Source organism: Streptomyces albiaxialis, assembly GCF_039530985.1.
Classification (GTDB): domain Bacteria; phylum Actinomycetota; class Actinomycetes; order Streptomycetales; family Streptomycetaceae; genus Streptomyces; species Streptomyces albiaxialis.
Genome location: NZ_BAAAPE010000007.1, coordinates 290,882 through 315,226, shown reverse-complemented (window position 1 = coordinate 315,226; position 24,345 = coordinate 290,882). Strand labels below are relative to the sequence as shown.

General features: G+C 73.7%; 22 protein-coding genes. 11 read left to right on the top strand and 11 right to left on the bottom strand.

From position 1 onward, the window contains the following. The first annotated feature begins 147 nt into the window (after positions 1 to 147). From ABD343_RS12360 to ABD343_RS12350, 3 genes are all read left to right on the top strand, one after another. Complete coding sequence (locus tag ABD343_RS12360; RefSeq protein WP_344527174.1) at positions 148 to 786, top strand: DUF6758 family protein; 639 nt, start codon at positions 148 to 150, stop codon at positions 784 to 786. A 143-nt stretch (positions 787 to 929) separates the two neighbouring features. Beyond that, the gene (locus tag ABD343_RS12355; RefSeq protein ID WP_344527172.1) at positions 930 to 1,787 is read left to right on the top strand and encodes a PHP domain-containing protein; all 858 of its coding nucleotides are present in this window, start codon (positions 930 to 932) and stop codon (positions 1,785 to 1,787) included. Between the two features lie 77 nt (positions 1,788 to 1,864). After that, positions 1,865 to 2,473 carry a MarC family protein gene (locus ABD343_RS12350; protein WP_344527170.1) on the top strand — a complete coding sequence of 203 codons (609 nt, stop codon included), beginning with the start codon at positions 1,865 to 1,867 and terminating at the stop codon, positions 2,471 to 2,473. Positions 2,474 to 2,493: 20 nt separating this feature from the next. On the opposite strand, the gene ABD343_RS12345 is transcribed toward ABD343_RS12350, so the two are convergent. Beyond that, positions 2,494 to 3,429 (bottom strand): alpha/beta fold hydrolase, encoded by a 936-nt coding sequence (locus ABD343_RS12345; protein ID WP_344527168.1) that lies wholly within the window; start codon positions 3,427 to 3,429, stop codon positions 2,494 to 2,496. Between the two features lie 103 nt (positions 3,430 to 3,532). Next, entirely contained in the window at positions 3,533 to 5,188 is a 1,656-nt protein-coding gene (locus ABD343_RS12340; protein WP_344527166.1) for a DEAD/DEAH box helicase, read from the bottom strand. 521 nt (positions 5,189 to 5,709) lie between these two features. Between ABD343_RS12340 and ABD343_RS12335 the strand changes: the two genes are divergently transcribed. Continuing rightward, entirely contained in the window at positions 5,710 to 6,477 is a 768-nt protein-coding gene (locus ABD343_RS12335) for a ferritin-like fold-containing protein (protein ID WP_344527164.1), read from the top strand. A 125-nt stretch (positions 6,478 to 6,602) separates the two neighbouring features. Here ABD343_RS12335 and ABD343_RS12330 read toward each other — a convergent pair whose 3' ends face one another. The 4 genes from ABD343_RS12330 to ABD343_RS12315 form a co-directional block, all read right to left on the bottom strand. Then, positions 6,603 to 6,986 carry a hypothetical protein gene (locus ABD343_RS12330; protein ID WP_344527162.1) on the bottom strand — a complete coding sequence of 128 codons (384 nt, stop codon included), beginning with the start codon at positions 6,984 to 6,986 and terminating at the stop codon, positions 6,603 to 6,605. A gap of 192 nt (positions 6,987 to 7,178) precedes the next feature. Further along, a complete protein-coding gene (locus tag ABD343_RS12325; protein ID WP_344527160.1) occupies positions 7,179 to 7,406 on the bottom strand; it encodes a DUF3107 domain-containing protein in 228 nt (75 codons plus the stop codon). A gap of 213 nt (positions 7,407 to 7,619) precedes the next feature. Beyond that, a complete protein-coding gene (locus tag ABD343_RS12320) occupies positions 7,620 to 8,246 on the bottom strand; it encodes a TetR/AcrR family transcriptional regulator (RefSeq protein ID WP_344527158.1) in 627 nt (208 codons plus the stop codon). Positions 8,247 to 8,375: 129 nt separating this feature from the next. Then, the gene (locus ABD343_RS12315; RefSeq protein ID WP_344527156.1) at positions 8,376 to 8,603 is read right to left on the bottom strand and encodes a hypothetical protein; all 228 of its coding nucleotides are present in this window, start codon (positions 8,601 to 8,603) and stop codon (positions 8,376 to 8,378) included. 168 nt (positions 8,604 to 8,771) lie between these two features. Between ABD343_RS12315 and ABD343_RS12310 the strand changes: the two genes are divergently transcribed. The 7 genes from ABD343_RS12310 (at position 8,772) to moeZ (ending at position 18,464) form a co-directional block, all read left to right on the top strand. After that, a complete protein-coding gene (locus ABD343_RS12310; RefSeq protein ID WP_344527154.1) occupies positions 8,772 to 9,854 on the top strand; it encodes an alpha/beta fold hydrolase in 1,083 nt (360 codons plus the stop codon). Positions 9,855 to 10,525: 671 nt separating this feature from the next. Further along, complete coding sequence (locus ABD343_RS12305; RefSeq protein ID WP_344527152.1) at positions 10,526 to 11,680, top strand: DUF3152 domain-containing protein; 1,155 nt, start codon at positions 10,526 to 10,528, stop codon at positions 11,678 to 11,680. 195 nt (positions 11,681 to 11,875) lie between these two features. Then, on the top strand, positions 11,876 to 13,906 hold the full coding sequence (locus ABD343_RS12300) for a DUF3492 domain-containing protein (protein ID WP_344527150.1): 2,031 nt from the start codon (positions 11,876 to 11,878) through the stop codon (positions 13,904 to 13,906). Then, on the top strand, positions 13,903 to 15,108 hold the full coding sequence (locus tag ABD343_RS12295) for a hypothetical protein (RefSeq protein WP_344527149.1): 1,206 nt from the start codon (positions 13,903 to 13,905) through the stop codon (positions 15,106 to 15,108). The genes ABD343_RS12300 and ABD343_RS12295 overlap by 4 nt, the downstream gene beginning before the upstream one ends. 141 nt (positions 15,109 to 15,249) lie before the next feature. Further along, positions 15,250 to 16,425, top strand: coding sequence for an SDR family oxidoreductase (locus ABD343_RS12290; protein ID WP_344527147.1), 1,176 nt, complete (start codon positions 15,250 to 15,252; stop codon positions 16,423 to 16,425). After that, the gene (locus ABD343_RS12285) at positions 16,413 to 17,201 is read left to right on the top strand and encodes a spherulation-specific family 4 protein (RefSeq protein ID WP_344527145.1); all 789 of its coding nucleotides are present in this window, start codon (positions 16,413 to 16,415) and stop codon (positions 17,199 to 17,201) included. The genes ABD343_RS12290 and ABD343_RS12285 overlap by 13 nt, the downstream gene beginning before the upstream one ends. A gap of 84 nt (positions 17,202 to 17,285) precedes the next feature. Then, the gene (moeZ, locus tag ABD343_RS12280) at positions 17,286 to 18,464 is read left to right on the top strand and encodes an adenylyltransferase/sulfurtransferase MoeZ (RefSeq protein ID WP_344527143.1); all 1,179 of its coding nucleotides are present in this window, start codon (positions 17,286 to 17,288) and stop codon (positions 18,462 to 18,464) included. A 96-nt stretch (positions 18,465 to 18,560) separates the two neighbouring features. On the opposite strand, the gene ABD343_RS12275 is transcribed toward moeZ, so the two are convergent. The 5 genes from ABD343_RS12275 to ABD343_RS12255 all read right to left on the bottom strand — a co-directional run bounded on the left by ABD343_RS12275 (position 18,561) and on the right by ABD343_RS12255 (position 24,295). Then, a complete protein-coding gene (locus ABD343_RS12275) occupies positions 18,561 to 20,153 on the bottom strand; it encodes an alpha/beta hydrolase (protein ID WP_344527141.1) in 1,593 nt (530 codons plus the stop codon). Between the two features lie 55 nt (positions 20,154 to 20,208). After that, the gene (locus ABD343_RS12270; RefSeq protein ID WP_344527139.1) at positions 20,209 to 21,933 is read right to left on the bottom strand and encodes an alpha/beta hydrolase; all 1,725 of its coding nucleotides are present in this window, start codon (positions 21,931 to 21,933) and stop codon (positions 20,209 to 20,211) included. A gap of 186 nt (positions 21,934 to 22,119) precedes the next feature. Then, positions 22,120 to 23,058, bottom strand: coding sequence for an ABC transporter permease (locus ABD343_RS12265; protein WP_425578162.1), 939 nt, complete (start codon positions 23,056 to 23,058; stop codon positions 22,120 to 22,122). Next, entirely contained in the window at positions 23,055 to 23,876 is an 822-nt protein-coding gene (gene modA, locus ABD343_RS12260; protein WP_344527137.1) for a molybdate ABC transporter substrate-binding protein, read from the bottom strand. The genes ABD343_RS12265 and modA overlap by 4 nt, the downstream gene beginning before the upstream one ends. A 17-nt stretch (positions 23,877 to 23,893) precedes the next feature. Continuing rightward, the gene (locus tag ABD343_RS12255; protein ID WP_344527134.1) at positions 23,894 to 24,295 is read right to left on the bottom strand and encodes a TOBE domain-containing protein; all 402 of its coding nucleotides are present in this window, start codon (positions 24,293 to 24,295) and stop codon (positions 23,894 to 23,896) included. Between the last annotated feature and the right edge of the window lie 50 nt (positions 24,296 to 24,345).

Genomic DNA, 24,345 nt, shown 5'->3' with positions numbered 1-24,345 from the left:
TGACGTATACAGACAATAAATTAGCTTGGCTAACTAATGCAAGCTACACCTATATGAAGTGCGCAACCTCCCCCGCAACCTCCCGCGGCCGTCCAGCCGAGTGATCGTCCTTGACGCGACGCCGGGCTGGTAGGACCGTTAAGGCTCATGAGGGGCGAACCCAGTTGCCCGAAGTGCGGTAGCCGGGTCCGGGCGCCCGGTCTCTTCGCCGACACCTGGCAGTGCGGCGTGCACGGCACGGTGCACCCGCTCCAGCCGGTCATCCCGCCCAGCGTGGAGGCGCTCGCGGTCGTCGTCGGACGCACTCAGGTCCCCGTCTGGATGCCCTGGCCGCTGCCCGTCGGCTGGCTCTTCACCGGCGTCGCCAGCGCGGGCGACGACCGCAGCGGCGGCCGCGCCACCGTCGTCGCCTGCTCGGGCCCGGGGCCGCTGGGAGGCCCCGGCGAGCTGCTGCTGGTCGCCGAGGAGCTGGGCGTGGGTCTCGGCGCGCGGTACGCGGGCATCGAGGGCCCCGACCCCGGCCCCGGCATCCGCGTCGACAAGCCCCCGCACGTCAAGGTCCTCGCCGCGGGCCGTCCCACCCCCCTCTGGCATGTGACGGGTACCCCGGACGACCGCGCCGTCTTCGCGGGGGAGGCCCGCGGCCTGTGGCTGTGGGCGATCGTCTGGCCCGAGCAGTCGGGGCTGCTGCTCTACGACGAGCTGGTGCTCACCGACCTCCGCGACGCCGGTGCCGAGGTCGATCTGCTGCCCTGCGGCGCGCTCTCGCCCCGCCTCATCTCCTGACGCCGGGGTTCCGGGGCCCCGTGGCCGGGCCCCCGTGGCCCCGTGGCCGGGCCCCCGCCGGGCCGCCCTGACGGGGACACGACGCCCGGCGGCTATTCTGGGAACGCCCGCGCGTCACCGTCCGAAGAGAGAGCCCCGTTCCCGTGCGCATCGACCTGCACACCCACTCGACCGCCTCGGACGGCACGGACTCGCCGACGGAGCTGGTCAGGAACGCCGCGGCGGCGGGCCTGGACGTGGTGGCGCTGACCGATCACGACACGGTCGCCGGGCACCCGGAGGCGCTCCGCGCGCTGCCCGCGGGCCTCACCCTCGTCACCGGGGCCGAGCTGTCCTGCCGCCTGGGCGACATCAGCCTGCACATGCTGGCCTATCTCTTCGACCCCGCCGAGCCGGAGCTGGCCCGCGAGCGCGAGCTGGTCCGTGACGACCGCGTGCCGCGCGCCCGCGCCATCGTGGAGAAGCTGCGCGAGCTGGACGTCCCCGTCACCTGGGAGCAGGTCGCGCGCATCGCGGGCGACGGCTCCGTGGGCCGTCCGCACATCGCCGCCGCCATGGTCGAGGCGGGCGTCGTCCCGACCGTCTCCGACGCCTTCACCGAGGAGTGGATCGCCAACGACGGGCGGGCGTACGTCGGCAAGCACGAGCTGAACCCCTTCGACGCGCTGCGGCTGATCAAGGGCGCGGGCGGCGTCGCCGTCTTCGCGCACCCGCTCGCCGCCAAGCGCGGCCAGACGGTGCCCGAGAGCGCGATAACCGATCTCGCGGCGGCCGGGCTCGACGGCGTCGAGGCCGACCACGCCGACCACACCCCGGAGACCCGCGAGCGGCTGCACGGCCTCGCCCGGGAGCTGGGCCTCCTGGCGACCGGCTCCTCCGACTACCACGGCAGCCGCAAGTCCATCGGCCTCGGCGCCTTCACCACGGCTCCCGACGTCTACGCCGAGATCGCCGCGCGCGGCTCAGGCGCGACGCCGGTCACGGGCCCCGCGGCGGACTGACAGGTCCGGCTCACCGCGCCCGCCCGTTTCTCCCGCCCCACCTCCCCTCATCACTTCGCACACCCCTAGGCACCGCTGTGTTCGACTTCGCCCTCTTCGGGTCGGTATTTGTCACGCTTTTCGTGATCATGGATCCGCCCGGGATCACTCCCATCTTTCTCGGCCTGACCTCGGGCCGGCCCGTCAAGGTGCAGCGCCGCATGGCGTTCCAGGCCGCCACCGTGGCCTTCGGGGTCATCACCCTGTTCGGCATCTGCGGCAAGCAGATCCTCGACTACCTGCACGTCTCCGTCCCGGCGCTGATGGTCGCGGGCGGGCTGCTCCTGCTGCTCGTCGCGCTGGACCTGCTCACCGGCAAGACCGACGAGCCGACCCAGACGAAGGACGTGAACGTCGCGCTCGTACCGCTGGGCATGCCCCTGCTGGCCGGGCCCGGCGCCATCGTCTCGGTGATCCTCGCCGTCCAGCACGCCGACGGCTGGGGCGGGCAGGTCTCCGTCTGGTCGGCGATCGTCGCCATGCACGTCGTGCTGTGGCTGGTGATGCGCTATTCGCTGCTGATCATCCGCGTCATCAAGGACGGCGGCGTCGTCCTTGTCACCCGGCTCTCCGGGATGCTGCTGTCGGCCATCGCCGTGCAGCAGGTCGCCAACGGCATCACGCAGTTCATCCAGGGCAAGGGCTGATCAGCCGGGGCAGGGGCCGATCATCGGGGGCAGGAGCCGAGCGAGGTCCAGAACGCGGCGAGGGCGCGCGCCGTCTCGTCCGGGCGCTCGGCGTTCGGCGAGTGCCCGGTGCCCGCGATCGTCGTACGGCGCGCGCCCAGCCGTTCCGCCATCGCGTCCAGCGACGGCACGGGCCAGGCGTCGTCCACGCTGCCGGAGACCAGATGGAGCGGCAGGTCCAGCGCCGCCAGCTCCTCGGTCCTGTCCGGCTCGGTCAGGAGCTGGCGCGCGGTGACGGCGAGCTGCGCGGGAACGTTCGTGAGCCAGCGGCGGTGCAGGAACTCCTCCACATCCGGAGGCGTCGCCGCCTCCTCGGCCGCCGAGTAGGGCGCCTGCCCCGCCGCGCCGGGCGACTGGTCCAGCTCGCGCATCGCCTGCCAGATCTCCTCCATCCCCAGCACGGGCAGCGCCCCCAGCAGCAGCTCCACCCGGCGCCGCTGCGAGGGGGAGACGGCGCCGGGGCCGCAGCTCATCACGGTGAGCGAGGCGAAACGGGAGGGGGCGCGCAGCGCGGCGGCGCGCGCCACCAGGCCGCCGAGCGAGTGCCCGAGGAGATGCGGGAGCGGGCTCGCCCGGGGACGAGGGCTCGCCTGCGGCTGTGGCCCCTCCGCGGCGAGCGCGCCCGCCAGCGCGAGGGCGTCGCGCGCCAGCTCGTCCTGGGCGTACGCGCCCTCGTCGGGCGGCCCGCCCGTCTCGTACTGCCCGCGCCCGTCGGCCGCCACGGCCCGGAACCCGGCGGAGGCCAGCGGCTCCAGCAGCCCGATGAAGTCCTCCTTGCTGCCCGTGAACCCGGGCAGCAGCAGCGCCGTGCCCCGCTCCGGCGTGCCGCAGTCGTGCACGGCGAACGCGCCGCGTGCGGTCTCCAGCCGGTACGCCCGCGCGCCCGCCGGGAGTTCGAGGAAGGGGGGCTTGCTCATGCCAGGACGCTACCCGCAGCACACGGCACGCGGCCCGGCACCCCCGAAGGGGTACCGGGCCGCGTCAATACACGTGCGCCAGGGCGCCGGATGCGCCGGGGGGTCAGTCCCCGGACGCCTCCGTGGCCTCGGCCGCGCGCGGCTTGGCCGCGCCCGACCTGCTGCCGGAGCGCGTACGACGGCGCCGCGGCTTGCGGGGCTCGTCCGAGCCCGTCGCGGCGCTGTCACCGGACTCCACGGACGCCTCGGCGGCCTTGGCGTCGCCGGACTCCGAGGGCGTCGCGGCGGGCGTCGCCTTCGCGCCGTCCTCGGCGGAGGGCGCACCCGCGCGCGTACGGCGGCGGCGCCGCGGCTTGCGCGCCGGGGCGTCCTCACCCGAACCGGAGCCGGAGACGGAGCCCGCGTCGGCCTTCGCGTCCTCGCTCACCCCTTCCGGAGCGGCGGAGTCCGCAGCGGTGCTCCCGTCCCGCAGGCCGCCGCGCGTACGGCGGCGCTGGCGCGGGGTACGGGTGCGCGCGGGGCGCTCCTCGGTCTGGGTCTGCTGCTTGCCGCCGCGCGAACGCCCGCCGGTCTCGCCCAGGTCCTCGATCTCCTCCGCGGCCAGCCCCGCGCGGGTGCGCTCGGCGCGCGGCAGCACGCCCTTGCAGCCCTCGGGGATGCCCAGCGCCTCGTAGAGGTGCGGGGACGTGGAGTACGTCTCCTCGGGATCGTTGAAGTCGAGGTCCAGCGCCTTGTTGATGAGCTGCCAGCGCGGGATGTCGTCCCAGTCGACCAGGGTGACGGCGATGCCCGACTTGCCCGCGCGGCCGGTGCGGCCGATGCGGTGCAGGTAGGTCTTCTCGTCCTCCGGCGTCTGGTAATTGATGACGTGCGTCACGTCGTCGACATCGATGCCGCGCGCGGCGACGTCGGTGCAGACCAGCACGTCGACCTTGCCGTTGCGGAACGCGCGGAGCGCCTGCTCGCGCGCGCCCTGGCCGAGGTCGCCGTGGACCGCGCCCGCCGCGAAACCGCGCCGCGAGAGCTGGTCGGAGACGTCGGCCGCCGTCCGCTTCGTCCGGCAGAAGATCATCGCGAGCCCGCGGCCCTCCGCCTGGAGGATGCGCGAGACCATCTCGGGCTTGTCCATCGAGTGGGCCCGGAAGACGTGCTGCGCGGTGTTCGCCACGGTCTGGCCCTCGTCGTCCGGCGCGGTGGCGCGGATGTGCGTGGGCTGGCTCATGTAACGCCTGGCGAGCGAGATGACCTGGCCCGGCATGGTCGCCGAGAACAGCATCGTCTGGCGGCGCGTCGGCAGCATCTCGATGATCTTCTCGACATCGGGCAGGAAGCCCAGGTCGAGCATCTCGTCGGCCTCGTCCAGCACGAGGGCCTTGACGGAGGAGAGCCGCAGCTTCTTCTGGCCCGCCAGGTCGAGCAGCCGCCCCGGGGTGCCGACGACGACGTCGACGCCCTTCTTGAGGGCCTCGACCTGGGGCTCGTAGGCCCGGCCGCCGTAGATCGACAGCACGCGCACGTTACGGACCTTGCCGGCGGTCAGCAGATCGTTGGTGACCTGCTGGCACAGCTCGCGCGTGGGAACGACGACCAGCGCCTGCGGCGCGTCCGTCAGCTCCTCCGGCTTGGCGCGGCCCAGCTCGACGTCGGCGGGGACGGTGACCGACTCCAGCAGCGGGAGACCGAAGCCCAGCGTCTTGCCGGTGCCGGTCTTGGCCTGGCCGATGACGTCGGTGCCCGCGAGGGCCACCGGAAGCGTCATCTCCTGGATGGGGAACGGGGAAGTGATGCCGACGGCCTCAAGGGCCTCGGCTGTCTCGGAGAGGATTCCGAGATCTCGAAACGTCGTGGACAGGATGCTTGCCTCTTCTGTGTGACGCGCGAGCCTGAGCGGCGCACTGGGCGTTGGGGCGGCCCAGCGGAGCGAGGAGAGGGTCGTACCGCACCGAAGCGGCCGCTGTCGGCCCGCTCTGTGGTGCGGGACCACTGGCTCTCGCTCAAGCGCCCTTCTCGCGCGAGCGGTCCCTCTCAGCGCGGACCGGGCCGGGGAGCACGGTCCAGGCAGAGGGCTGTCTGGTCGGAGCCGATCGGGCCACCGACCGGGCATCCGCATTGCATGCGTCGAGCCCACCTGTTCCAGTGGACCCAATATCACTGTACCCCGGATACGCGCATGTGTACCGGGGCGATTGTTGTGTACGAGTTTCCCGGGGCCCCTGTGCGGCCCCTCACGCCCCGCCCTGGGGGCTTCCGGGCCTGGTGGGGACGGCTATCGTGCGGAGTATGGAGACGCCTGACAAGACCCCCGCCCCGGACGCCGCCGACGGCGCCGAGGCCCCCGCGGAGCCCGAGCGCACCGGGATCGCCACCCAGGACTGGGAGCGGGCATCCGCCGATCCCACGTACCGGGCGGCGGTGATCGACCTGCTGGGCGCCCTCGCGTACGGCGAGCTGGCCGCCTTCGAGCGGCTCGCGGAGGACGCCAAGCTGGCGCCGTCGCTCGCGGACAAGGCGGAGCTGGCGTCGATGGCCTCCGCCGAGTTCCACCACTTCGAGAAGCTCAGCGAGCGGCTCGCGGCGATCGACGCGGAGCCCACGGCGGCCATGGAGCCGTTCGCGGCGGCGCTGGACGAGTTCCACCGCCAGACCGCGCCCTCGGACTGGCTGGAGGGCCTGATCAAGGCGTACGTCGGGGACTCGATCGCCTCCGACTTCTACCGCGAGGTGGCGGCGCGGCTCGACTCGGACACCCGTGACCTGGTGCTGAGCGTCCTCGACGACACGGGCCACTCCAGCTTCGCCGTCGAGAAGGTGCGGGCCGCGATCGAGGCAGACCCGCGCGTGGGCGGACGGCTCGCGCTGTGGGCGCGGCGGCTGATGGGCGAGGCGCTCTCGCAGGCGCAGCGCGTGGTCGCGGACCGCGACGCGCTCTCGACGATGCTGGTGGGCGGGGTCGCCGACGGCTTCGACCTGGCCGAGGTCGGCAAGATGTTCTCCCGCATCACCGAGGCCCACACGAAGCGGATGGCGGCGCTCGGCCTGGCCGCCTGAGGCCTCCGGCCACCGGGGGCGGGCGTACGGCGCCCGCCCTGACCGTGCCGCGCGCGTGGCCTCCTCAGGGCCCGCGTCCAGGCTCGCGTCCGGACTCGCGGGTCTACGGGCGTCTCGCGGGCCGCCTACGAGCGCGCGGCGCCCGACGGGCTGGCCGCGCCGGACGCCCTCGCGGGGCGCTGCCGGGGCGCGTGCCGCCGCTCCCGAGGGCCGGCGGAGGCGCCCGAAGAGGCTCCCGAGGGGCGCGCGCGGCGGGACTCCGGCGCACCGGCGTCCACCCGGAGCAGGAGCGAGAGCATGGCCGCCGCCACGCCCGCCGCGCACAGCAGCGTGACGGGGAACTGGCCGGGGCCGAGGACGACGCCGCTCACGAGCCCGCCCAGCAGGCCCGCCACCAGGCCGGTCGCGAGGACGAGACGGCGGTGCGGAAGCCGCCCGGGAATCCGCTTCGACGCGAGATGCGCCAGTGCGAGCCCGATGGCTGCGGAGCCGAGTGCCTCCCAGATCACGAGGGCCTCCTCGGGGTGTCGGCCGGTGCGGTGGCCGCGGTGCAAATCGGTCGTTCCGGTACTCCCCCGCGAGGGCGCCACTGAAACGGCGGCCCCGGGGTCAATCCCGGGGCCGCCGTGGGGCATTCGAACGTTCCGGACGCTACGGGCGCGTCCGGGACCGACATCCCGGGCGCTCCCGGGACCGGCACGTCAGATCGCGCCGAAGCCGACCTTCCGGGCGGCCGGCTCGCCGATCTCGACGTACGCGATACGGTCCGACGGAACGAGGATCTTGCGACCGTGCTCGTCCGTCAGGCTCAGCAGGCTGGAGCCGCTGCCCAGTGCCGCCGACACCGCGCTCTCGACCTCTTCGGGAGCCTGCTTGCTCTCGATGACGATCTCGCGCGGCGCGTGCTGCACGCCGATCTTGACCTCCACGGCTATGTCCCTCCGACGGTCCGGGTTTCCCCTGACTTCCCTGACTTCCCCATGGCGAAGCCCGGGGCGTGGTGCGCGGCCAGCCGCGCCGTACGGGAGCAACACTAGCCCGGCGTACGCGCGAGGCGGCGGCCGTGCTCCACGCCCGGAGCGAACAACCGGGGGCGGGCGCGCCGCGCGCGTCCGCCCCCGGTCACGACCGGTCGCCGCCGGTCACTGCATCGGGAAGCCCGCGATGCCGCGCCAGGAGAGCGAGGCGATCAGCTTCGCCGCCGCGTCCCTCGGGATCTTCTGGCCCGCCCCCAGCCAGTAACGCGCGGTGATCTGGGCCATGCCGCACAGGCCGACCGCGAGGAGCATCGCCTGCTCGGCGGGCAGCTTGGTGTCCTCGGAGATGACCTCGCTGACGGCCTCGGCGCAGTCCAGGCTCACCTTGTCGACGCGCTCGCGCACGGCGGGCTCGTTGGTGAGGTCGGACTCGAAGACCAGGCGGAAGGCGCCGCCCTCGTCCTCGACGAAGCCGAAGTAGGCGTCCATGGTCGCCGCGACGCGCTGCTTGTTGTCGGTCGTCGAGGCCAGCGCCGCGCGCACCGCCTGGAGCAGCGCCTCGCAGTGCTGGTCCAGCAGGGCGAGGTAGAGGTCGAGCTTGCCCGGGAAGTGCTGGTAGAGCACGGGCTTGCTGACGCCGGCGCGGTCGGCGATGTCATCCATGGCCGCCGCGTGGTAGCCCTGCGCGACGAAGACCTCCTGAGCCGCGCCCAGCAGTTGATTGCGTCGCGCCCGGCGGGGCAGACGCGTGCCACGCGGGCGCGCTGCTTCGGTCTGCTCGATGGCTGTCACGCCGCCTCCCTGTTGTTCTGAGCGCGAACTGCGCTGCGTCGCCATCGTACTTTTGGGTAACAGGAGCGCGCGCGGTGTGGGCCGAGAATTTCACGGGCCGGGATGCCGAGAGGCCCCGTGATGGGGGCTTTATCGGTACTCGTCCTCGTTTTCCTCCACCACCCGTGACTGTTCGGCGGCGTCTGCGGGATCCACTTCGTCCAGACCGCGGTCTGTCATCGGGGCGTCGCGGTGCTGAAGCAGGTCCTTCTGCTGTTCGGCGGCGTCCTCCTCCGGGGTCTCGAACCCGGCGGGTTCCTCGGGCTCGTCCTCGTACACGTCCTCGAAGGTCTCGGGGTCCGTCGGATCCACAGGCATGTCAGCTCCCCTTTCCAGGGCGAGCGCCCTTCATTCGAGCGTAGAAGCCACTGTCTTACGGCGCATACCGCGTCCGTGCGGAGCCGCGGCAGGGCGCCGGGGTTGTGTGTTTCCCCTTGTGAGGGTGAACACGCGTGGGGGCATGTGATCGTCTCGTAACATTGCCCCATGTCGTCCACCGAGCAGCCGGGAATTCGCCCCGCGGCGGCCTCCCGTTCCATGGCTCCGCTGTCCGGTTCGCGAGTCGGGGAGGGGGAGACGCTCCGGACGGTCCCCCTGCCCGGCCTCTCCCTCGCCGTGCGCGCGCCGCGCGAGCACGGCGCGGACCGTGAGGGCGCCGCCGCGGGTCAGGCCGCGGGAGCGGGGCCCGAGCGTCCCCCGGCGCTGTACGTGCACGGGCTGGGCGGCTCCTCGCAGAACTGGTCGGCGCTGATGCGCGAGTTGGCCGGCGATGTGGACGGAGAGGCCGTCGACCTGCCCGGGTTCGGCGACTCCCCGCCGCCCGACAGCGGGGACTATTCGATCTCCGGGCACGCCCGGGCGGTCATCCGCTATCTCGACGCCGCCGGCCGCGGCCCCGTGCACCTGATCGGCAACTCGCTGGGCGGCTCGGTCTCGACGCGCGTCGCGGCCGTCCGCCCCGATCTGGTGCGGACGCTCACCCTGATCTCCCCCGCGCTGCCGGAGATCCCTCCGCAGCGCGGCACCATCCCGACGGTGCTGGTGGCCGTCCCCGGCGTGGCGCGGCTGTTCGCCCGGCTGACCAAGGACTGGCCGCCGGAGCGCCGTACGTCGGACGTGCTCTCCCTCTGCTACGGCGACCCGCGCCGCGTCGCCCCCGACGACTTCGCGCTGGCGGTGGAGGAGTACGAGCGCAGGCTCGCGCTGCCCTATTTCTGGGACGTCATGACCCGCTCGGCCCGGGGCCTCGTCGACGCCTACACGCTCGGCGGTCAGCACGCCCTGTGGCGGCAGGCCGAGCGCGTCCTCGCCCCCGCGCTGCTCGTGTACGGCGGACGGGACCAACTGGTCTCGTTCCGGATGGCACGCCGTGCCGCCACCGCCTTCCGCGACTCACGGATGCTCGCGCTGCCGAACGCGGGGCACGTGGCCATGATGGAGTATCCCGAGATCGTCGCCCCGGCCGTACGTGAACTCGTTGTCGAGTCGGCTCGGTTGACGGAGCGGCAGAACGGCCGCGACGCTGCGGGGACGACTTCGGCAACTCCGGCAACCCCGAAAGGTGACTAGTGGGACGCCATAGCCGCAGAGGCAAGCCCGGCCCCGAGGAGACGTCCGCGATACCCGCGGCGTCGCAGGGTGCCGCGCCGCGCGAGCGACGGCGTCCCCGCCAGGGGCCCGGCCCGCAGGGCGACCCGTACGGACAGGCCGGTTACGGCACCCCCGCGCACGGGGTGCCGCGTGCCGCCGTCACCCCGCCCGGCGGAGTTCCGCGCGTGGGAGGGCCGGGTCCGGCGGGTGCGCCGGGTCCCGTGACCCCCGCGCACGGTTCGCCCGTGTACGGCGGACCGACACCGCCCGGCGGCGTGCCCAGGGTCCCCGAGGCCCCCTCCGGGCACCCCGAGCAGCCCGAGGCGGGGCGGGGCTACGCTCCGCCGTCCGGGCCGGGCGGGCAGCGTCCGTACGGGCACCCCGGCGGCGGTCCCGTGCCGGGTCCGGGGCAAGGGCCGGGGCGCGGGCCCTCGGGGCTGAGCGCGCGAAGAGCGGCCGGGGGTCCGCGGCAGGACTATCTGGACGCATTCGACGAAGACGTCTTCGCGGCGGGCGCCCCGGGCGCCCGCCGCGGCGCGGGTGCGCCCGGTACGCGAGGCGGACCGGGCGGGCCGGGCACGCAAGGCGCGCCGGGCGGACCGGGCGCGCCGGATGGGCGAGGTGGGCCGGGCGCGCCGGGGACGCGCGGCGTGCCCGGCGCGCCGGGAGCCGCCGGGCGTACCGGAGGCGCGGCGGCCGCCGCCATGGGTGCCACGGGGGCCATGGGCTCCATCGGCACGCCGGGGACCGCCGCCGGGGGCACGGGTGCTCCCGTGCTGCCCGGACAGCGGCGCGCCTCCGGGGATCCTCAGGCCCAGTCCCAGTCCCAGTCCCGGCCCCAGCCCCGGTCACGGCCCGGGACGCAGGGAGCGGGCTCCGGGCGCGGCGTGCGGCGCGGCGGTCCGGGCGAGCCCCCGCCGGACGAGCCGTACGCCCCGCTCGCGCCCATCGCGCCCCCGGACGAGAAGGGCAGCAAGGGACGGGCGTACACCGGGATCGCGGCGGCTGCCGTGACCACCGTGCTGGCCGTCGTCATCGCCGGTCAGGTCGCGACGGGCGAGCACCGCGAGGGCGACGGCGGGGGGTCCGGCGTGAAGGCCGGACAGAGCGCGGACAATGCGGGCCCCGCCTCGGACGGTTCGCACACGGACACCGGGGACGACGAGCGGGCGGGACGCTCGACGAAGCCCGGCGAGGTCAGGGATTCGTACGACGACAAGATGGCCGCGCTCTTCCCCCTGGAGGACGATTTCGAGGGGAAGGGCACGTTCGCGACCGTCGGCGGCCATGAGAAGGGGCCACGCGGCAAGAAGGTGCTGCGATACCGCGTGGATGTCGAGAAGGGGCTCCCGCTGGAAGGGGCGCTGTTCGCCGAGGCCGTGCACAAGACGCTGAACGACAAGCGCAGTTGGGCACACGGCGGCGAACGCAGCTTCGAGCGGATCTCCAAGGGGAAGCCCGACTTCGTGATCACCCTCGCCAGCCCGCGGACGACCGATGTGTGGTGCGCGAAGTCCGGGCTGGACACCAGTCAGGAGAAGGTCTCCTGCGACTCCGCCGCCACCGAGCGCGTCATGATCAACGCCTATCGGTGGGCGCGCGGCGCGAAGACGTACGGCGACGACCATCTGCACAGCTACCGCCAGATGCTCATCAACCACGAGGTCGGGCACCGGCTCGGTCACGGGCATGTCGGCTGCGGGAAGGACGGCGCGATCGCGCCCGTCATGATGCAGCAGACCAAGTACCTGACGACGGACGGCGCGACATGCCGTCCGAACGCCTGGCCGCACCCCCGCGGGTAGCCGCCCCCGGCCCCCGCCGCGGGGCCCCCAACGCCTGACGCCCGGGAAAGTCACGGGCGTTCACCCCTTCCGGTGGCGCGATGGACAACCGTCCATCGCGTGGGTGGGGCGCGCGCATACCGTCTTCCGCGTCACGCCACCTGGGCCGCGTCCGGCCGGTGGCCCGCACACGGAGAAACGATCGGGGGTGCGTGCGTGCGCGTCGCACTGCTTACGGAGGGTGGTTACCCCTACGCGCGGGGTGAATCGTTGGTGTGGTGCGACCGTCTGCTGCGCGGCCTGGACGGTCACGAGTTCGATGTCTACGCCCTGAGCCGCGGCGCACGCCAGGAGGAGGCGGGCTGGTGCGACCTCCCGCGCAACGTCGCGCGGGTGCGCACCGCGCCCCTGTGGGGCGACGGCCCCGCGGGCGAGGACCCCACGACCGGCGCGGCCCCGCTCTCGTACGGGCGTCGTGAACGGCGCCGCTTCGCCGAGCACTTCAGAGACCTGGCCGAGACCGTCTGCGCGGCCGACACGGAAGAGGGCTCCGAGGGCGCGTGGCCCGGCGCACGGGAAGGGCGCACCACCGAGCAGGCGGACCGTTTCGCCACCGGCCTGTACGGGCTGGCCGAACTCGCGTCCGAGCGGGGCGGGCTCTCCCCGGCCCTCCGCTCCGAACAGGCCGTCCGCATCCTGGAGTCGGCCTGCCGCGCCCCCGGCGCGCTCCGCGCGGTCCAGTCGGCGCAGGTCTCCGATCTCCTGGCGGTCACCGAGCGCCTGGAGCGCGCCCTGCGCCCGCTCTCCCTCGACTGGTACGGCGAGCGGGGAGGCGACCCCGGCCTCGCCTCCGCCGACCTGTGCCACGCGGTGGGCGGCGGCCTCGCCGCGCTGCCGGGACTGCTGGCCCAGCGCACCTTCGGCACGCCCCTGCTGATCTCCGAGTACGGCGTACGGCTGCGCGAGCACTATCTCGCGAGCGCCGCCGGCGCCGTGGCACCCGTGGCGGCGGGTGCCCCCGTACGCGCCATGCTGGCCTCGTTCCAGGGGCGGCTCGCGCGGGAGGCTTACGCGCGGGCGCAGTTGATCACTCCGGGCAACACCCACGCGCGGCGCTGGCAGGAACGCTGCGGCGCGCGCCCCGAGAAGCTGCGCACCGTCTACCCCGGCATGGACGCGTCCCCGTTCGCCGAGATCGGCGAACAGACCGTCCGCGCCCGCCCGTCGGACACGGGCCGCGACCGCGCGCCGACCCTGGTCTGGGTCGGGAGCGTGGAGCCCGAGAAGGACCTGCTCGGGCTCCTGCACGCCTTCGCCCAGGTCCGCGAGAGGGTCCCCGGCGCGCGGCTGCGCGTCGTCGCGCGCGGCGAGGCGGAGGCGGAGGACGCGGACTACGGGACGCGCTGCCGCGCGCTGGCCGCGCAGCTCTTCCCCGATGAGGCGTCCGACGCGCGTTCGGTCGGCGAATGCCCGGTCTCCTTCGAGGAGCTGGGCGGCCCGACGGCGCCGAGCCTCGCCGAGGCCTACGGGGCGGGCGATGTCGTCGTGCTGTCGAGCGTGGTGGAAGGTTTCCCGGTCTCGCTGGTCGAGGCGATGTTCTGCGGGCGCGCGACCGTCTCGACGGACGTCGGTGCCGTGTGCGAGGTCATCGGCGGCACGGGGCTCGTCGTCCCGCCGCGCAACCCCCGCGCGCTGGCCGACGCCTGCGCGGACCTGCTGCGTGACCCGGCGCGCGGCGCGCGGCTGGGCGCCGCCGCGCGGTCGCGCGCGCTGGAGCTGTTCACCGTCGAGCAGAACGTCGAGGCGTTCCGCGGCATCTATCTGGAGCTGATGTCGCACTGCCCGGTACCGGGCGCGTCCGGGAGCGGGGCCGGGCAGCCGGGGACGGAGGGCGCGCCGCATCCTTTCGCGCGCCCCGCCGAGGCACATCTGCCGGGCCGCTGGGCCGCCACGGGCGCACGCCGCACCGCCGCCTCCGACCTTTCCTCGGCTTCCGCTTCGGCTTCGGCTTCGATTTCCGCGCCCGCCTCTGCGGCGGTCCCGACGCCGAGCTGGGCGACGGGGGCCGACGGGGCGGGCGGCGGCAGCAAGGTGAGCGGTGCGAGTGGCGCGAGTGGCGCGAGTGGCGTGAGCGCCGCGAGTGGCGCCTCGGGTGCCGGGGGCGGTGGCGATACCGGCCGCGGCGCCGGTGGCGGGAGCGCGCCGGTGGGTGTGGGCGCGGACGCGGGGGAGGGCGAGGCCGGATGAGCGCCCCCGCCGATCCCGTACGCGGGCTGATGCACCAGCACCGCGAGCTGTGTGAGCACGCCGTCGATCCGCTGGAGATCGCCGCCGGGCTGGAGGCCCACGGCGTCACCGACCGTACGGCCGCCCGTTTCAAGCACCGGGACGTCTTCTCGCTCGCGGAGGAGCTGTACGCGCGCGTCCCCCGCGCGGATGCCCGTGCCCGGCTGGAGGGCGACGCGGGCGCACCGGTCCCGTCCGGTGCCGCCACGGAATCCGGGGCCGGGGCCCTTCCGCACCGGCGCGGCGCGCCGTCCGGCAGGGCGGCGCTACCGCTGCTCCCCGGCGGAGTGTGCGTGCTGACGCTCGGCGCGCTCGCGCTGGTGCCCTCCGTGCCGCCGTTCGCGCGGCTGACGGTGGCGCTCGTGGGGGCGGTCGCGGTGCTGATGGGCGCGCGGTGCGCGGTGCGCGCCGTTCCCCTGCCGCGCGGCACGGCCCTCTGGGTCTGCTGGCTGGCCGGGTTCGCCCTCTACGGCGACCGGTTGCTGGCGTCCGTCCTGGCGGGCGGCCCCGACCTGCCGGACCTGGGGCACGCCCTGCTGACCTCGGGTGTGCGGGAGATGCCGGAGGTGCCCGGCACGGCACTGGGGCTCGCGTTGGGTGTCGCGCCCGCCGTCTGGTGCGCCCGCTGGTTCGCCCTGCGGGCGCGGCGGAGGCTCGCCGTCAGCGCCAGCCTGGAGGAGTTCGCCGCCGGGGTGCGCCCGCTGCTCGCCGGGGTCGTCGTCCTCTTCGCCGTGACGCTGCTGGCCGTACAGGGCGCCGCGCACGCCCTCGCCCGTACCGGATACGCGTACGCGGGCGCGCTGGACGATGCTGTGCACGCCCTTCCGCGGCCGGACCTCGCCGGGCCGCTGGGCGTCTCGACGGCGCTGGGCCTCCTGCTGTTCGCGGGGCTGCTGCTGACCGCGCACGGCTTCGGGCCCGCCGCCTCGGCGGGGCTCGGGGCCGCCTGCGCCGGACAGGCCCTCGCCCTCACGGCCGTCCTCGCCGCCCGGCTGCCGGGCCTCGGCGTGCTGGGCCGTCCCGTGGAGACAGCCGTCGCCGCCTGCGGCACGTACGCCGTCACCGTCACGGCCTGCGCCTGCGCGGCGCTCGGCCTGCTGGCGTACGCCGCCCGCGCGCTGACCGGCGCCTCCGCCCACCACAGGGCGGCGGAGCCCGCATGACCGCCGCCCCGCCCTCCGTACGGCGCCCCGCGCGGGACGCCGTACGCGACCTCGTCACACCGAGAAGGAGCAAGACCCGATGACCACCGATCAGTTGACACCGCCGTGCACCGCCGTGTGCGGACAGCGGGAGGACGTGCGATGAGAGTGCTGCTTCTGGGAGCCTCCGGCTATCTCGGCAGGTTCGTCGCCGACAGACTCCTGGCCGACCCCGCCGTGCAGCTCACGGCACTCGGCAGGAGCGACGAGGCGGACGTCCGCTTCGACCTGTCCACGGGCAGCCCCGGCGCCCTGACCCGCTTCCTCGACGCGGTCCACCCGGGCGTCGTCATCAACTGCGCCGGTGCCACGCGCGGCGGCGGGCGGGAGCTGATCCGGCACAACGTCGTGGCCACCGCCACCGTGTGCGAGTCGCTGCGCCGCAGCGGCTGTGGCGCGCGCCTCGTCCATCTGGGCTGCGCCGCCGAGTACGGCCCCTCGCAGGCCGGTTCGTCCACCGGCGAGGACGCCGTGCCGCGCCCGGGCGGGCCGTACGGCGTGAGCAAGCTCGCCGGTACGGAGCTGGTGACCGCCTCCGGGCTGGACGCCGTGGTGCTGCGGGTGTTCTCACCCATCGGGCCCGGCACCCCCGCGGGCTCGCCCCTCGGACGGCTCGCCGAGGCGATGCGGCGCACCATGCAGCAGGGGGACAGCGAGCTGCGGCTGAACGGCCTCGGCGTCCAGCGGGACTTCGTGGACGTACGGGACATCGCGCGCGCCGTGCACGCCGCGTCGCTCTCCGCCGCGCAGGGCATCGTCAACATCGGCACGGGCCGCGCGGTGCGGCTGCGGGACGTCGCCTCGCTGCTCGCGCGCGTCGCCGGGTACACGGGCGCGGTCCACGAGCACGGCGTCGCCCCCGGAGCGCCGGGGTCCGCCGACGGCCCGGCGGGTCCGGCGGGCGTGACGGGCCCGAGCGCCGTGGTGCCCTCGCCCGCGGGCGGCCCGCCCTCCGCGCACGCCGTGGGCGCGGGGACCGCGGTGCACGCCGGTGGACCGGGCCATCCGGGTCACCCTGGCCACCCGGGCGGTCCGGGTGGACCTGGCAGCCCTGGGCACCAGGGCGGGCCGGCGCACGCCGGAGGGCCCGGGCACCCGGGCGGGCCCGCGCATCAGGGGAGCGCGCCCCAGCCGTCGGCCTACCCGTATCCGGACGGCTGCGGGAGCTGGCAGCAGGCGGACGTCCGTACGGCACGGGACCGGCTGGGCTGGCGTCCCCGCATCGGTCTGGAGGAGTCCCTGGCCGACATCTGGATGGAGGCGGCATGCCGTATCTGATCAGACCCGGGCGGGCGCGCCCGGCGGCCGACGGGCGGGGCGGCGGTCTCGGCCTGGCCGTGCCGGGATGCGCGCATCCCATGGTGGCGCCCATGGAGTGGGCGGAGCTGGCACGCCCCGGCGTAGGAGCGCTCCCCGGCCCCTCGGGCGCCTGCGGGCCGCTCCAGTGGGCCGTGCTCGACGTGAACGCGGGGCCGGGCGCGCGCCCCGATCCGTACTGCGCGCCCGCCGCCGCGGCGCTGCGCCAGTCCGGGGTCGCGGTGCTCGGCCATCTCGACATGCGGTACGGCTCGCGGCCGTTCGGCGAACTCGTCTCCGACGCGCACCGCTTCCTCGACTGGTACGGCGTGGACGGCTTCTACATGGCGCGCTGTCCCGCCGTCTCCGAGCGGCTCATGGAGGCGCACCGTACGGCGACGACCGTGCGTGCCCTGTGCGGCGGCGGCCATGTCGTCCTGGAGCACGGAACGTATCCGCACCCCGGGTACGCGGACTGCGCCGACCAGCTCGTGACCTTCGCGGGGAGCTGGTCCGACTACCGCTGGTCCCAGGCGGCGGAGTGGACGGCGGACCATCCGCCCGAGCGGTTCTGCCACCTGGTCCACGGACTGCCGCGCACGCACCTGGAGGAGGCCCTGCGGATCGCGCGCTGGCAGGGCGCGGGCACGGTCTGCTTCACCGACAGGACGGCAAGAGGAGGTCAGGACCCCTGGGAGACCCTGCCCGGGTACTGGGACGACATCGTCTCGCGCATCGGACCTGGTGTCTCGGAATGAGATAGGGCGTGGCAGTGTTACGAGAGGAATACCCGCCCTCGTGCGGGCGGTTCCCCGTACGTCCCACCGACCAACGGAGTCTCCGTGTCACTGCCACCCCTGGTCGAGCCAGCCAGTGAGCTCACCGTCGACGAGGTCCGCAGGTACTCGCGCCACCTGATCATTCCGGATGTCGGGATGGACGGGCAGAAGCGGCTCAAGAACGCAAAGGTGCTCTGTGTGGGCGCGGGCGGGCTGGGCTCGCCCGCACTGATGTATCTCGCGGCCGCGGGTGTCGGCACGCTCGGCATCATCGAGTTCGACGAGGTCGACGAGTCGAACCTGCAGCGGCAGATCATCCACAGCCAGGCGGACATCGGCCGCTCCAAGGCCGAGTCGGCCAAGGACACGGTCCTCGGGATCAATCCGTACACGACGGTCAATCTCCACGAGGAGCGCCTCGACTCCTCGAACGTGATGGAGATCTTCGCCGGGTACGACCTGATCGTGGACGGCACGGACAACTTCGCCACCCGCTATCTGGTCAACGACGCGTGCGTGCTGCTCAACAAGCCGTACGTGTGGGGTTCCATCTACCGCTTCGACGGCCAGGCGTCCGTCTTCTGGAGCGAGCACGGCCCCTGCTACCGCTGCCTGTACCCCGAGCCCCCGCCGCCCGGCATGGTGCCGAGCTGCGCCGAGGGCGGCGTCCTGGGCGTGCTCTGCGCCTCGGTCGGCTCCATCCAGGTCAACGAGGCGATCAAGCTTCTCGCGGGCATCGGCGAGCCCCTCGTCGGCCGCCTGATGATCTACGACGCGCTGGAGATGACCTACCGCCAGGTGAAGGTCCGCAAGGACCCCGACTGCGCGATCTGCGGCGAGAACCCCACGGTCACCGAGCTGATCGACTACGAGGCGTTCTGCGGCGTCGTCTCCGAGGAGGCCCAGGAGGCCGCCGCCGGCTCGACCATCACTCCCAAGCAGCTCAAGGAGTGGATGGACGACGGCGAGAGCATCGACGTGATCGATGTCCGCGAGCCCAACGAGTACGAGATCGTCTCGATCCCGGGCGCCCGCCTGATCCCCAAGAACGACTTCCTGATGGGCAGCGCGCTCCAGGACCTTCCGCAGGACAAGAAGATCGTCTTGCATTGCAAGACGGGTGTCCGGTCCGCGGAAGTCCTCGCCGTCCTGAAGAACGCGGGCTTCGCCGACGCCGTCCACGTCGGCGGCGGCGTCATCGGCTGGGTGAACCAGATCGAGCCCGAGAAGCCGGTCTACTGACCGGGCCCGCCCGGTCCACCCCTTACGCCCATACGGCCCATACGGACGCGTCCCCGGAGGACGGAACGGACGGTACGGACCGCACGGACGGCACGGTCACGGACAGACCGTGCCGTCCTTCGGCGCTTTCCCGTCCAGCAGATAGCCGTTGACGTTCTTCTGGACGCACGCGTCGCCGGTGTCGTACGAGCCGTGCCCCTCGCCCTTGAAGGTGAGCAGCCTGGCACCGCCGCCCAGCGCGTCCGTCATCTTCCGCGCGCCCTTGTAGGGCGTCGCCGGGTCGCCTGTGTTGCCCACGACCACGACGGGCGCGTCGCTGTCCGTACGGACGTCTACCGTGTCGCTCTTCCCGCGCACGGGCCAGCCCTCGCACGACGTCAGCGCCCACGCCTGCGAGGGCCCGAAGACGGCGGAGGCCTCGCGGAAGGCGGCGACCTCCTTCTCGGCGTCCTCGTAGGACGTACGGGCGCTGTGGTCGGCGCAGTTCACGGCCACGCTCGCGTCCAGCATGTTCGTGTACTGGCCGTCCTGGCCGCGTCCCGAGTAGGCGTCGGACAGGGCGAGCAGGGTGTCGCCCTGCCCGGACTTCGCCTCCTGGAGCGCCATCGAGAGCGGTGCCCAGGTCTCCTTGGAGTAGAGCGCGGCGCCTATGCCCGTCGTCGCCATCGCCTCGGTCACCTCGCGCTTCCCGCGGGTGGCCAGCGGCTTCTTGTCGATCTTCTCGAGCAGCGCCGCCAGCTTCTCCCCGGCCTCCGGCGCGCTCGTCCCCAGCGGGCAGGTGGCGGACTTCACGCAGTCCTTGAGGTAGTTGTTCAGCGCCAGCTCGAAGCCCTTGATCTGGCTCAGCGCCGCCTCCCGCGTTCCCAGGGTGGGGTCTATGGGCGCGTCGAGGACCATGCGGCCCACGCGCTCGGGGAAGAGGCGGGCGTAGACCCCGCCGAGCTGGGTGCCGTAGGAGATGCCGAAGTAGCCGAGCTTCTTGTCGCCCAGGGCCGCGCGCAGGAGGTCCATGTCGCGGGCCGTGTTCTCGGTCGTCAGGTGGGGCAGCAGCTTTCCGGCGCGCTTCTCGCAGCCCTGGACGCGCCGTTTCTGGACGTCCTTGACCGTCCGCACCTCCTCGGCGTCGTCGGGGGTGCTCTCCACGGCGTAGTCGGCGTCGTTCCGCTTGCCGTCCTGGCAGACCACTCCGGCGCTCTCGCCCACGCCACGCGGGTCGAAGCTCACCAGGTCGTATCCCTCACGGAGCTTGTCGTAGCTCTCCGGCGCGGCCAAGGGGAGCAGGGCGACGCCGGAGGCGCCGGGGCCGCCGAAATTGAAGACCAGGGAGCCCTGGTGCTTCTTCTCCGTCTTTTCCTTCGCCCGTACGCGCACGAGGGCGAGGTCGATCTTCTCGCCGTCCGGCTTCGCGTGGTCGAGAGGGACGCGGAGTTTTCCGCACTGCCATTCCGCCCCGTCGGGCATCTTCTTGGGCGGCGTTCTGAGCTGGTACTGGCGGGATGTGGGCGCCGCGCACTTCTTCCAGCCGAGCTTCCCGCCGCCCTGGGCCGACGGGGACTCCTTTCCCGCGGAGTCCTTCGTCCCGTCCCCGCCCCCGTCGTCCGAGCCCCCGCTGCACGCTCCGGCGAGGACGGCGGCGGCCAGCGCCAGCGCCCCCGCCCGCCATATCCCGGTGGACTTCCCTCGCGCCATCGTGGCCCTCCCCCTCGCTCGTCTCCTGGAGCGCCACCCTACGTACCGCCTCCGGTCAGCCGCAGGACGTCCCGTCGGCGGGGACCCTGCCCTTGAGCAGATAGCCGTTGACGTTGGCCCTGACGCACTTGTCCTTGCTGTCGTAGGCCCCGTGGCCCTCGCCCCTGTAGGTGAGTTCGACCCCGACGCCGGGACCGAGCCGCTCCTTCATGTGCCGGGTCCCCGCGTACGGCGTGGCCGGGTCGCCCGTCGTACCGACGAGCAGGATGGGCGCCGAGCCCTTCGCGTTCACGGAGGGCGTCTTCCAGCGGCCCTTGACGGGCCAGCCGTGGCACTGGGCCATGCCCCACGCCGACATCGGACCGAAGACCCCGGACGCCTCGGCGAACGAGGGCAGCCCGGCCTTGATGTCGTCCGCCGAGTACCGCTCCTTCGCGTCGGCGCAACTGATGGCCGTCAGCGAGGCCTGGAGGGTGCTGTAGCTGCCGTCCTGGTTGCGGCCGTTGAGGGAGTCGGAGAGGAGCAGCAGAGTGCTTCCGTTGTCGTCGTGGAGGGCCTCGTCCAGCCCTTGGGACAGCAGGTCCCACATCTCCTCGGAGTACAGGGCCTGCGCGATGCCGCCCTCGGCGAGCGACTCGGTCAGCTTGCGTGGCCCGTCGGTGGGCAGCGGTTCGGCGTCCAACTGTGCGAGCAGGTCCGTGATCCGGCGCTTGGCCTCCTCGGGGTCGTCGCCCACGGGGCAGTCCGGGCCCTGTTCCGCGCACTGGGACAGATAGTTGTCCAGGGCGAGCTGGAACCCGGCTGCCTGGCTGAGCGCGCCCTGTTGGGGCGTGGCCGTCGGATCGACGACCGCGTCGAAGACGGCGCGGCCGACCTTCTCCGGGAAGAGGTGCGCGTAGACGCCGCCGAGTTCGGTGCCGTAGGAGATACCGAAGTAGTGCAGCTTCCTGTCGCCCAGGACCTCGCGCATGAGGTCCATGTCGCGGGCCGTGTTCGCGGTGGTCAGATGGCGCAGCAGAGTGCCGGCCTTCTCGCCGCAGGCCTTGGCGAAGCGGTCCTGCCGCCGGAAGAGCCGCTTCTCCTCGCCGTCCGTGTCGGGCGTCCAGTCGGCGGCGAAGTACGCGTCCATCCTCTTGCCGCTCGCACAGCGGACGCCCTCGCTGCGTCCCACGCCGCGCGGATCGAAGCTCACCAGGTCGTAGCCGCGCTGAAGGGCCGTGTAGTCCTGTCCGAACGAGGGGAGGGCGGCGACTCCGGAGCCGCCCGGGCCACCGAAGTTGAAGACCAGGGAACCGATACGGCGGCTCTTCTTCTTCCCTTCGTGCCGTTGGGCCCGGATCATCTCGATGCCCAGGGTCCTGCCGTTCGGCTTGCTGTAGTCGACGGGTGCCTTGAGGGTGGCGCACTCCCACACCGTTCCGTCCGGCATGGGGGAGGGGGAGCCGCCCTGGTCGCCCTGCGCGGAGTCGGGCGCGGGACAGCGCGACCAGTCCAGCTTCTGCCGGGTGAGGGAGTCCGGGAGGTCGGCCGTCCGGCGGCGGGTAGGCCCGTCGGTGTCCCCGTCGTCCTCGCCGGCCCCGGTGCCCGTGTCCCGGTCCGGACGGCCGGAGGGATCGCCCGTGTCGGAGGGGGAGCCCGAGGAGGACGCGTCCGCGCTCCCGGTCGCCTCGCTCCTCCCGCCCCCGTCGTCGCCTCCGCCGCACCCTGTGGCGGCCGTCGCGGCCAGCACCAGGGCGACGGCCAGTGCCGCACCGGACCGTACGGACAGGGAGCTCGGCATGGGGCGTCCTCCCGGCAGACGATGGGAGGCCATCGTGCGTACGGGGGTGCGGTGGCGGCGCGCTGTACGGGGCGTACGGGTGGCTGCGTACGGTGACGCGGGGGGCGGGCCGGGGAAGCTCCGGGGCGCGCCCCTGCCCCGTGGCGCCCCGTTACCCCGTGGTGCCCGTTACCCCCTGGCGTCCCGTTACTCCGTGGACCCCCGTCCCAGCCACCGTCCCCGCAGCGCGCACAGCACCAGTGCCGCCGTCGCCAGCAGCAGCAGCGAGATGGCGGTGGCGCCCTCCGGGTCGTCCTGGAGCAGCAGATACACCTGGAGGGGCAGCGTCTGCGTGCTGCCCGGCAGATTGCCCGCGAACGTGATGGTCGCGCCGAACTCGCCCAGCGCGCGGGCCCAGCACAGGGCCGCTCCCGCGGCGAGCGAGGGCATCACCATCGGCAGCGTGACGTACCGGAGCGTCTGGAAGGTCGAGGCGCCCATGGTCGCCGCCGCCTCCTCGTACCGGGGATGCAGCCCCAGCAGCGCGCCCTCCATGGTGATGACCAGGAACGGCATGGAGACGAAGGCCGCCGCCACCACCGCCCCGGCCGTGCTGAACGGCAGGCTGATCCCGAGCGCCTCCAGCGGGCCGCCCAGCAGGCCCCTGCGGCCGAAGCCGCGCAGCAGGGCGACGCCCGCCACGGTCGGGGGCAGCACCATCGGCAGCAGCACCAGGGAGCGCACGAGGGCCTTGCCGGGGAAGTCGACCCGGGCCAGCAGCCAGGCCAGGGGGAGGCCCAGCAGGAGGGCCAGCAGCAGCGCCCAGCCGGAGACGAGCAGCGAGAGGCCGAGCGCCTGCCCGACCTCCGGCGAGCCGAGCCGGGAACCGAGCCCCTTCCAGGGCGACTCGGTGACGATCCCGAGCAGGGGGATCAGCAGGAACGCGACGGCGAGCAGCGCGGGCGCCGTGAGCACGGGGGGCGCGCCCTGCGTTCGGCCCCGCCGTCCACGCCTCCCGTACCGGCGCGCCGGGCCCCGGCGGGCGCCCGTACGGGCGCGGACGGACGCGCGTACGGGCTCCCGGCCCCGGTCGTCGTCCTCACGTCCGGGGCCGCGCGGGGGCGCGAGGCGCGTGCCGTCGCTCATGGCTTGCCGAAGCCCGCCTCGCGCAGCAGCTTCTGCGCCTCGGGGGAACCGAGCCACTTGCTGAAGGCGGCTGCGTCCTTGGCATGCTTCGAGCTCTTGAGCGGCGCCGCCGGATAGCTGGCGACGGCGTTCCGCGCGTCCGGGATCCGTACGGTGCCGACCTTGTCCCCGGCGACCGTCGCGTCCGTGACGTAGACGAGCCCGGCGTCGGCCTCGCCCATCTCGACCTTGGTGAGCACCGAACGGACGTTGACCTCGCGGGAGACGGGGTCCACCTTGACGTGCTGCTCGTCCAGGATCTGCTGCCCGTACCGTCCGACGGGCACCTCGGAGGCGGCGAGCACGACCTTGAGGTCCTTCTTGGACAGATCCTTCAGGGAGCGGACGTGGTGCGGGTTCCCGGGGGCGGTCGCGATGGTGAGCCGGTTCTTCGCGATGACGGACGGTTCGGCGGCGGTCTCGCCGCTCAGCCCCTTCATGGTCTTGGTGTCGGCGGTGACCAGGACGTCGGCGGGCACGCCCTCGCGCACCTGCGCGGCCAGTTCCTGGGACCCGGCGAAGGAGAACTTCACGGTGGTCCCCGGGTGCTCCTTCTCGTACGCCTTGCCCGCGGCCTTGAACACGTCCGTGAGCGAGGAGGCGGCGAGCACGCGCAGCGTCGCGCCGCCCTTGCCCTCGGAGCCCGCGGCGTCGTCCCCGCAGCCCGCGAGGAGGGGCGCGGCGACGGCGAGGGCCGCGGAGGCCGTCAGGGCGGCCCTGAGCGTCCCGCAGCGGGGCGCGCGGCGGCGGGGGAGGGGACGGCTCGGTTCGGTCGGCATCAGCGGCTCTCCAGCGCTCAGGTGCGGTCGATGTGCACGTTCGTGGACTTCACGCGGGCCACGGCCTCCATGCCGACGGCCAGTCCCAGCTCCTCGACGGCCTCGCGGGTGAGCAGGGAGACGAGCCGGTGCGGGCCTGCCTGGATCTCGACCTGGGCGGCCACGTCGCCGAGCTTCACGGCGGTGATGATCCCCGGGAAGGCGTTCCGCGCGGAGGTGTACGGCTCGCCGCCCTCGTCGGCGGCGCCCGAGTCGGCCGCGAGCGCCGTCGCGAAGGCGGCCAGGTCGGTGCCCGCGATCAGCCGCTTGCCGCCGGAGTCCCGGTGGGTGGGCAGCTTCCCGGCGTCGGCCCAGCGGCGGACCGTGTCGGGACTGACGCCGAGCAGCCGCGCGGCACGGCCGATGGAGTACGAGCGCATGTGCGGCACGTTAAGGCGCCTCGGCTCGCAAGTGCAAGGAAGATTGTTTG

What these genes read in the sequence shown, in the direction of transcription:
- ABD343_RS12360 (WP_344527174.1), top strand. Translation starts at nt 148, where the DNA reads ATGAGGGGCGAACCCAGTTGCCCGAAGTGCGGTAGCCGGGTCCGGGCG.
- ABD343_RS12345 (WP_344527168.1), bottom strand. Translation starts at nt 3,429, where the DNA reads ATGAGCAAGCCCCCCTTCCTCGAACTCCCGGCGGGCGCGCGGGCGTAC.
- ABD343_RS12340 (WP_344527166.1), bottom strand. Translation starts at nt 5,188, where the DNA reads ATGACGCTTCCGGTGGCCCTCGCGGGCACCGACGTCATCGGCCAGGCC.
- ABD343_RS12335 (WP_344527164.1), top strand. Translation starts at nt 5,710, where the DNA reads ATGGAGACGCCTGACAAGACCCCCGCCCCGGACGCCGCCGACGGCGCC.
- ABD343_RS12315 (WP_344527156.1), bottom strand. Translation starts at nt 8,603, where the DNA reads ATGCCTGTGGATCCGACGGACCCCGAGACCTTCGAGGACGTGTACGAG.
- ABD343_RS12310 (WP_344527154.1), top strand. Translation starts at nt 8,772, where the DNA reads ATGTCGTCCACCGAGCAGCCGGGAATTCGCCCCGCGGCGGCCTCCCGT.
- ABD343_RS12295 (WP_344527149.1), top strand. Translation starts at nt 13,903, where the DNA reads ATGAGCGCCCCCGCCGATCCCGTACGCGGGCTGATGCACCAGCACCGC.
- ABD343_RS12290 (WP_344527147.1), top strand. Translation starts at nt 15,250, where the DNA reads ATGAGAGTGCTGCTTCTGGGAGCCTCCGGCTATCTCGGCAGGTTCGTC.
- ABD343_RS12285 (WP_344527145.1), top strand. Translation starts at nt 16,413, where the DNA reads ATGCCGTATCTGATCAGACCCGGGCGGGCGCGCCCGGCGGCCGACGGG.
- ABD343_RS12275 (WP_344527141.1), bottom strand. Translation starts at nt 20,153, where the DNA reads ATGGCGCGAGGGAAGTCCACCGGGATATGGCGGGCGGGGGCGCTGGCG.
- ABD343_RS12270 (WP_344527139.1), bottom strand. Translation starts at nt 21,933, where the DNA reads ATGCCGAGCTCCCTGTCCGTACGGTCCGGTGCGGCACTGGCCGTCGCC.
- ABD343_RS12265 (WP_425578162.1), bottom strand. Translation starts at nt 23,058, where the DNA reads ATGAGCGACGGCACGCGCCTCGCGCCCCCGCGCGGCCCCGGACGTGAG.
- modA (WP_344527137.1), bottom strand. Translation starts at nt 23,876, where the DNA reads ATGCCGACCGAACCGAGCCGTCCCCTCCCCCGCCGCCGCGCGCCCCGC.
- ABD343_RS12255 (WP_344527134.1), bottom strand. Translation starts at nt 24,295, where the DNA reads ATGCGCTCGTACTCCATCGGCCGTGCCGCGCGGCTGCTCGGCGTCAGT.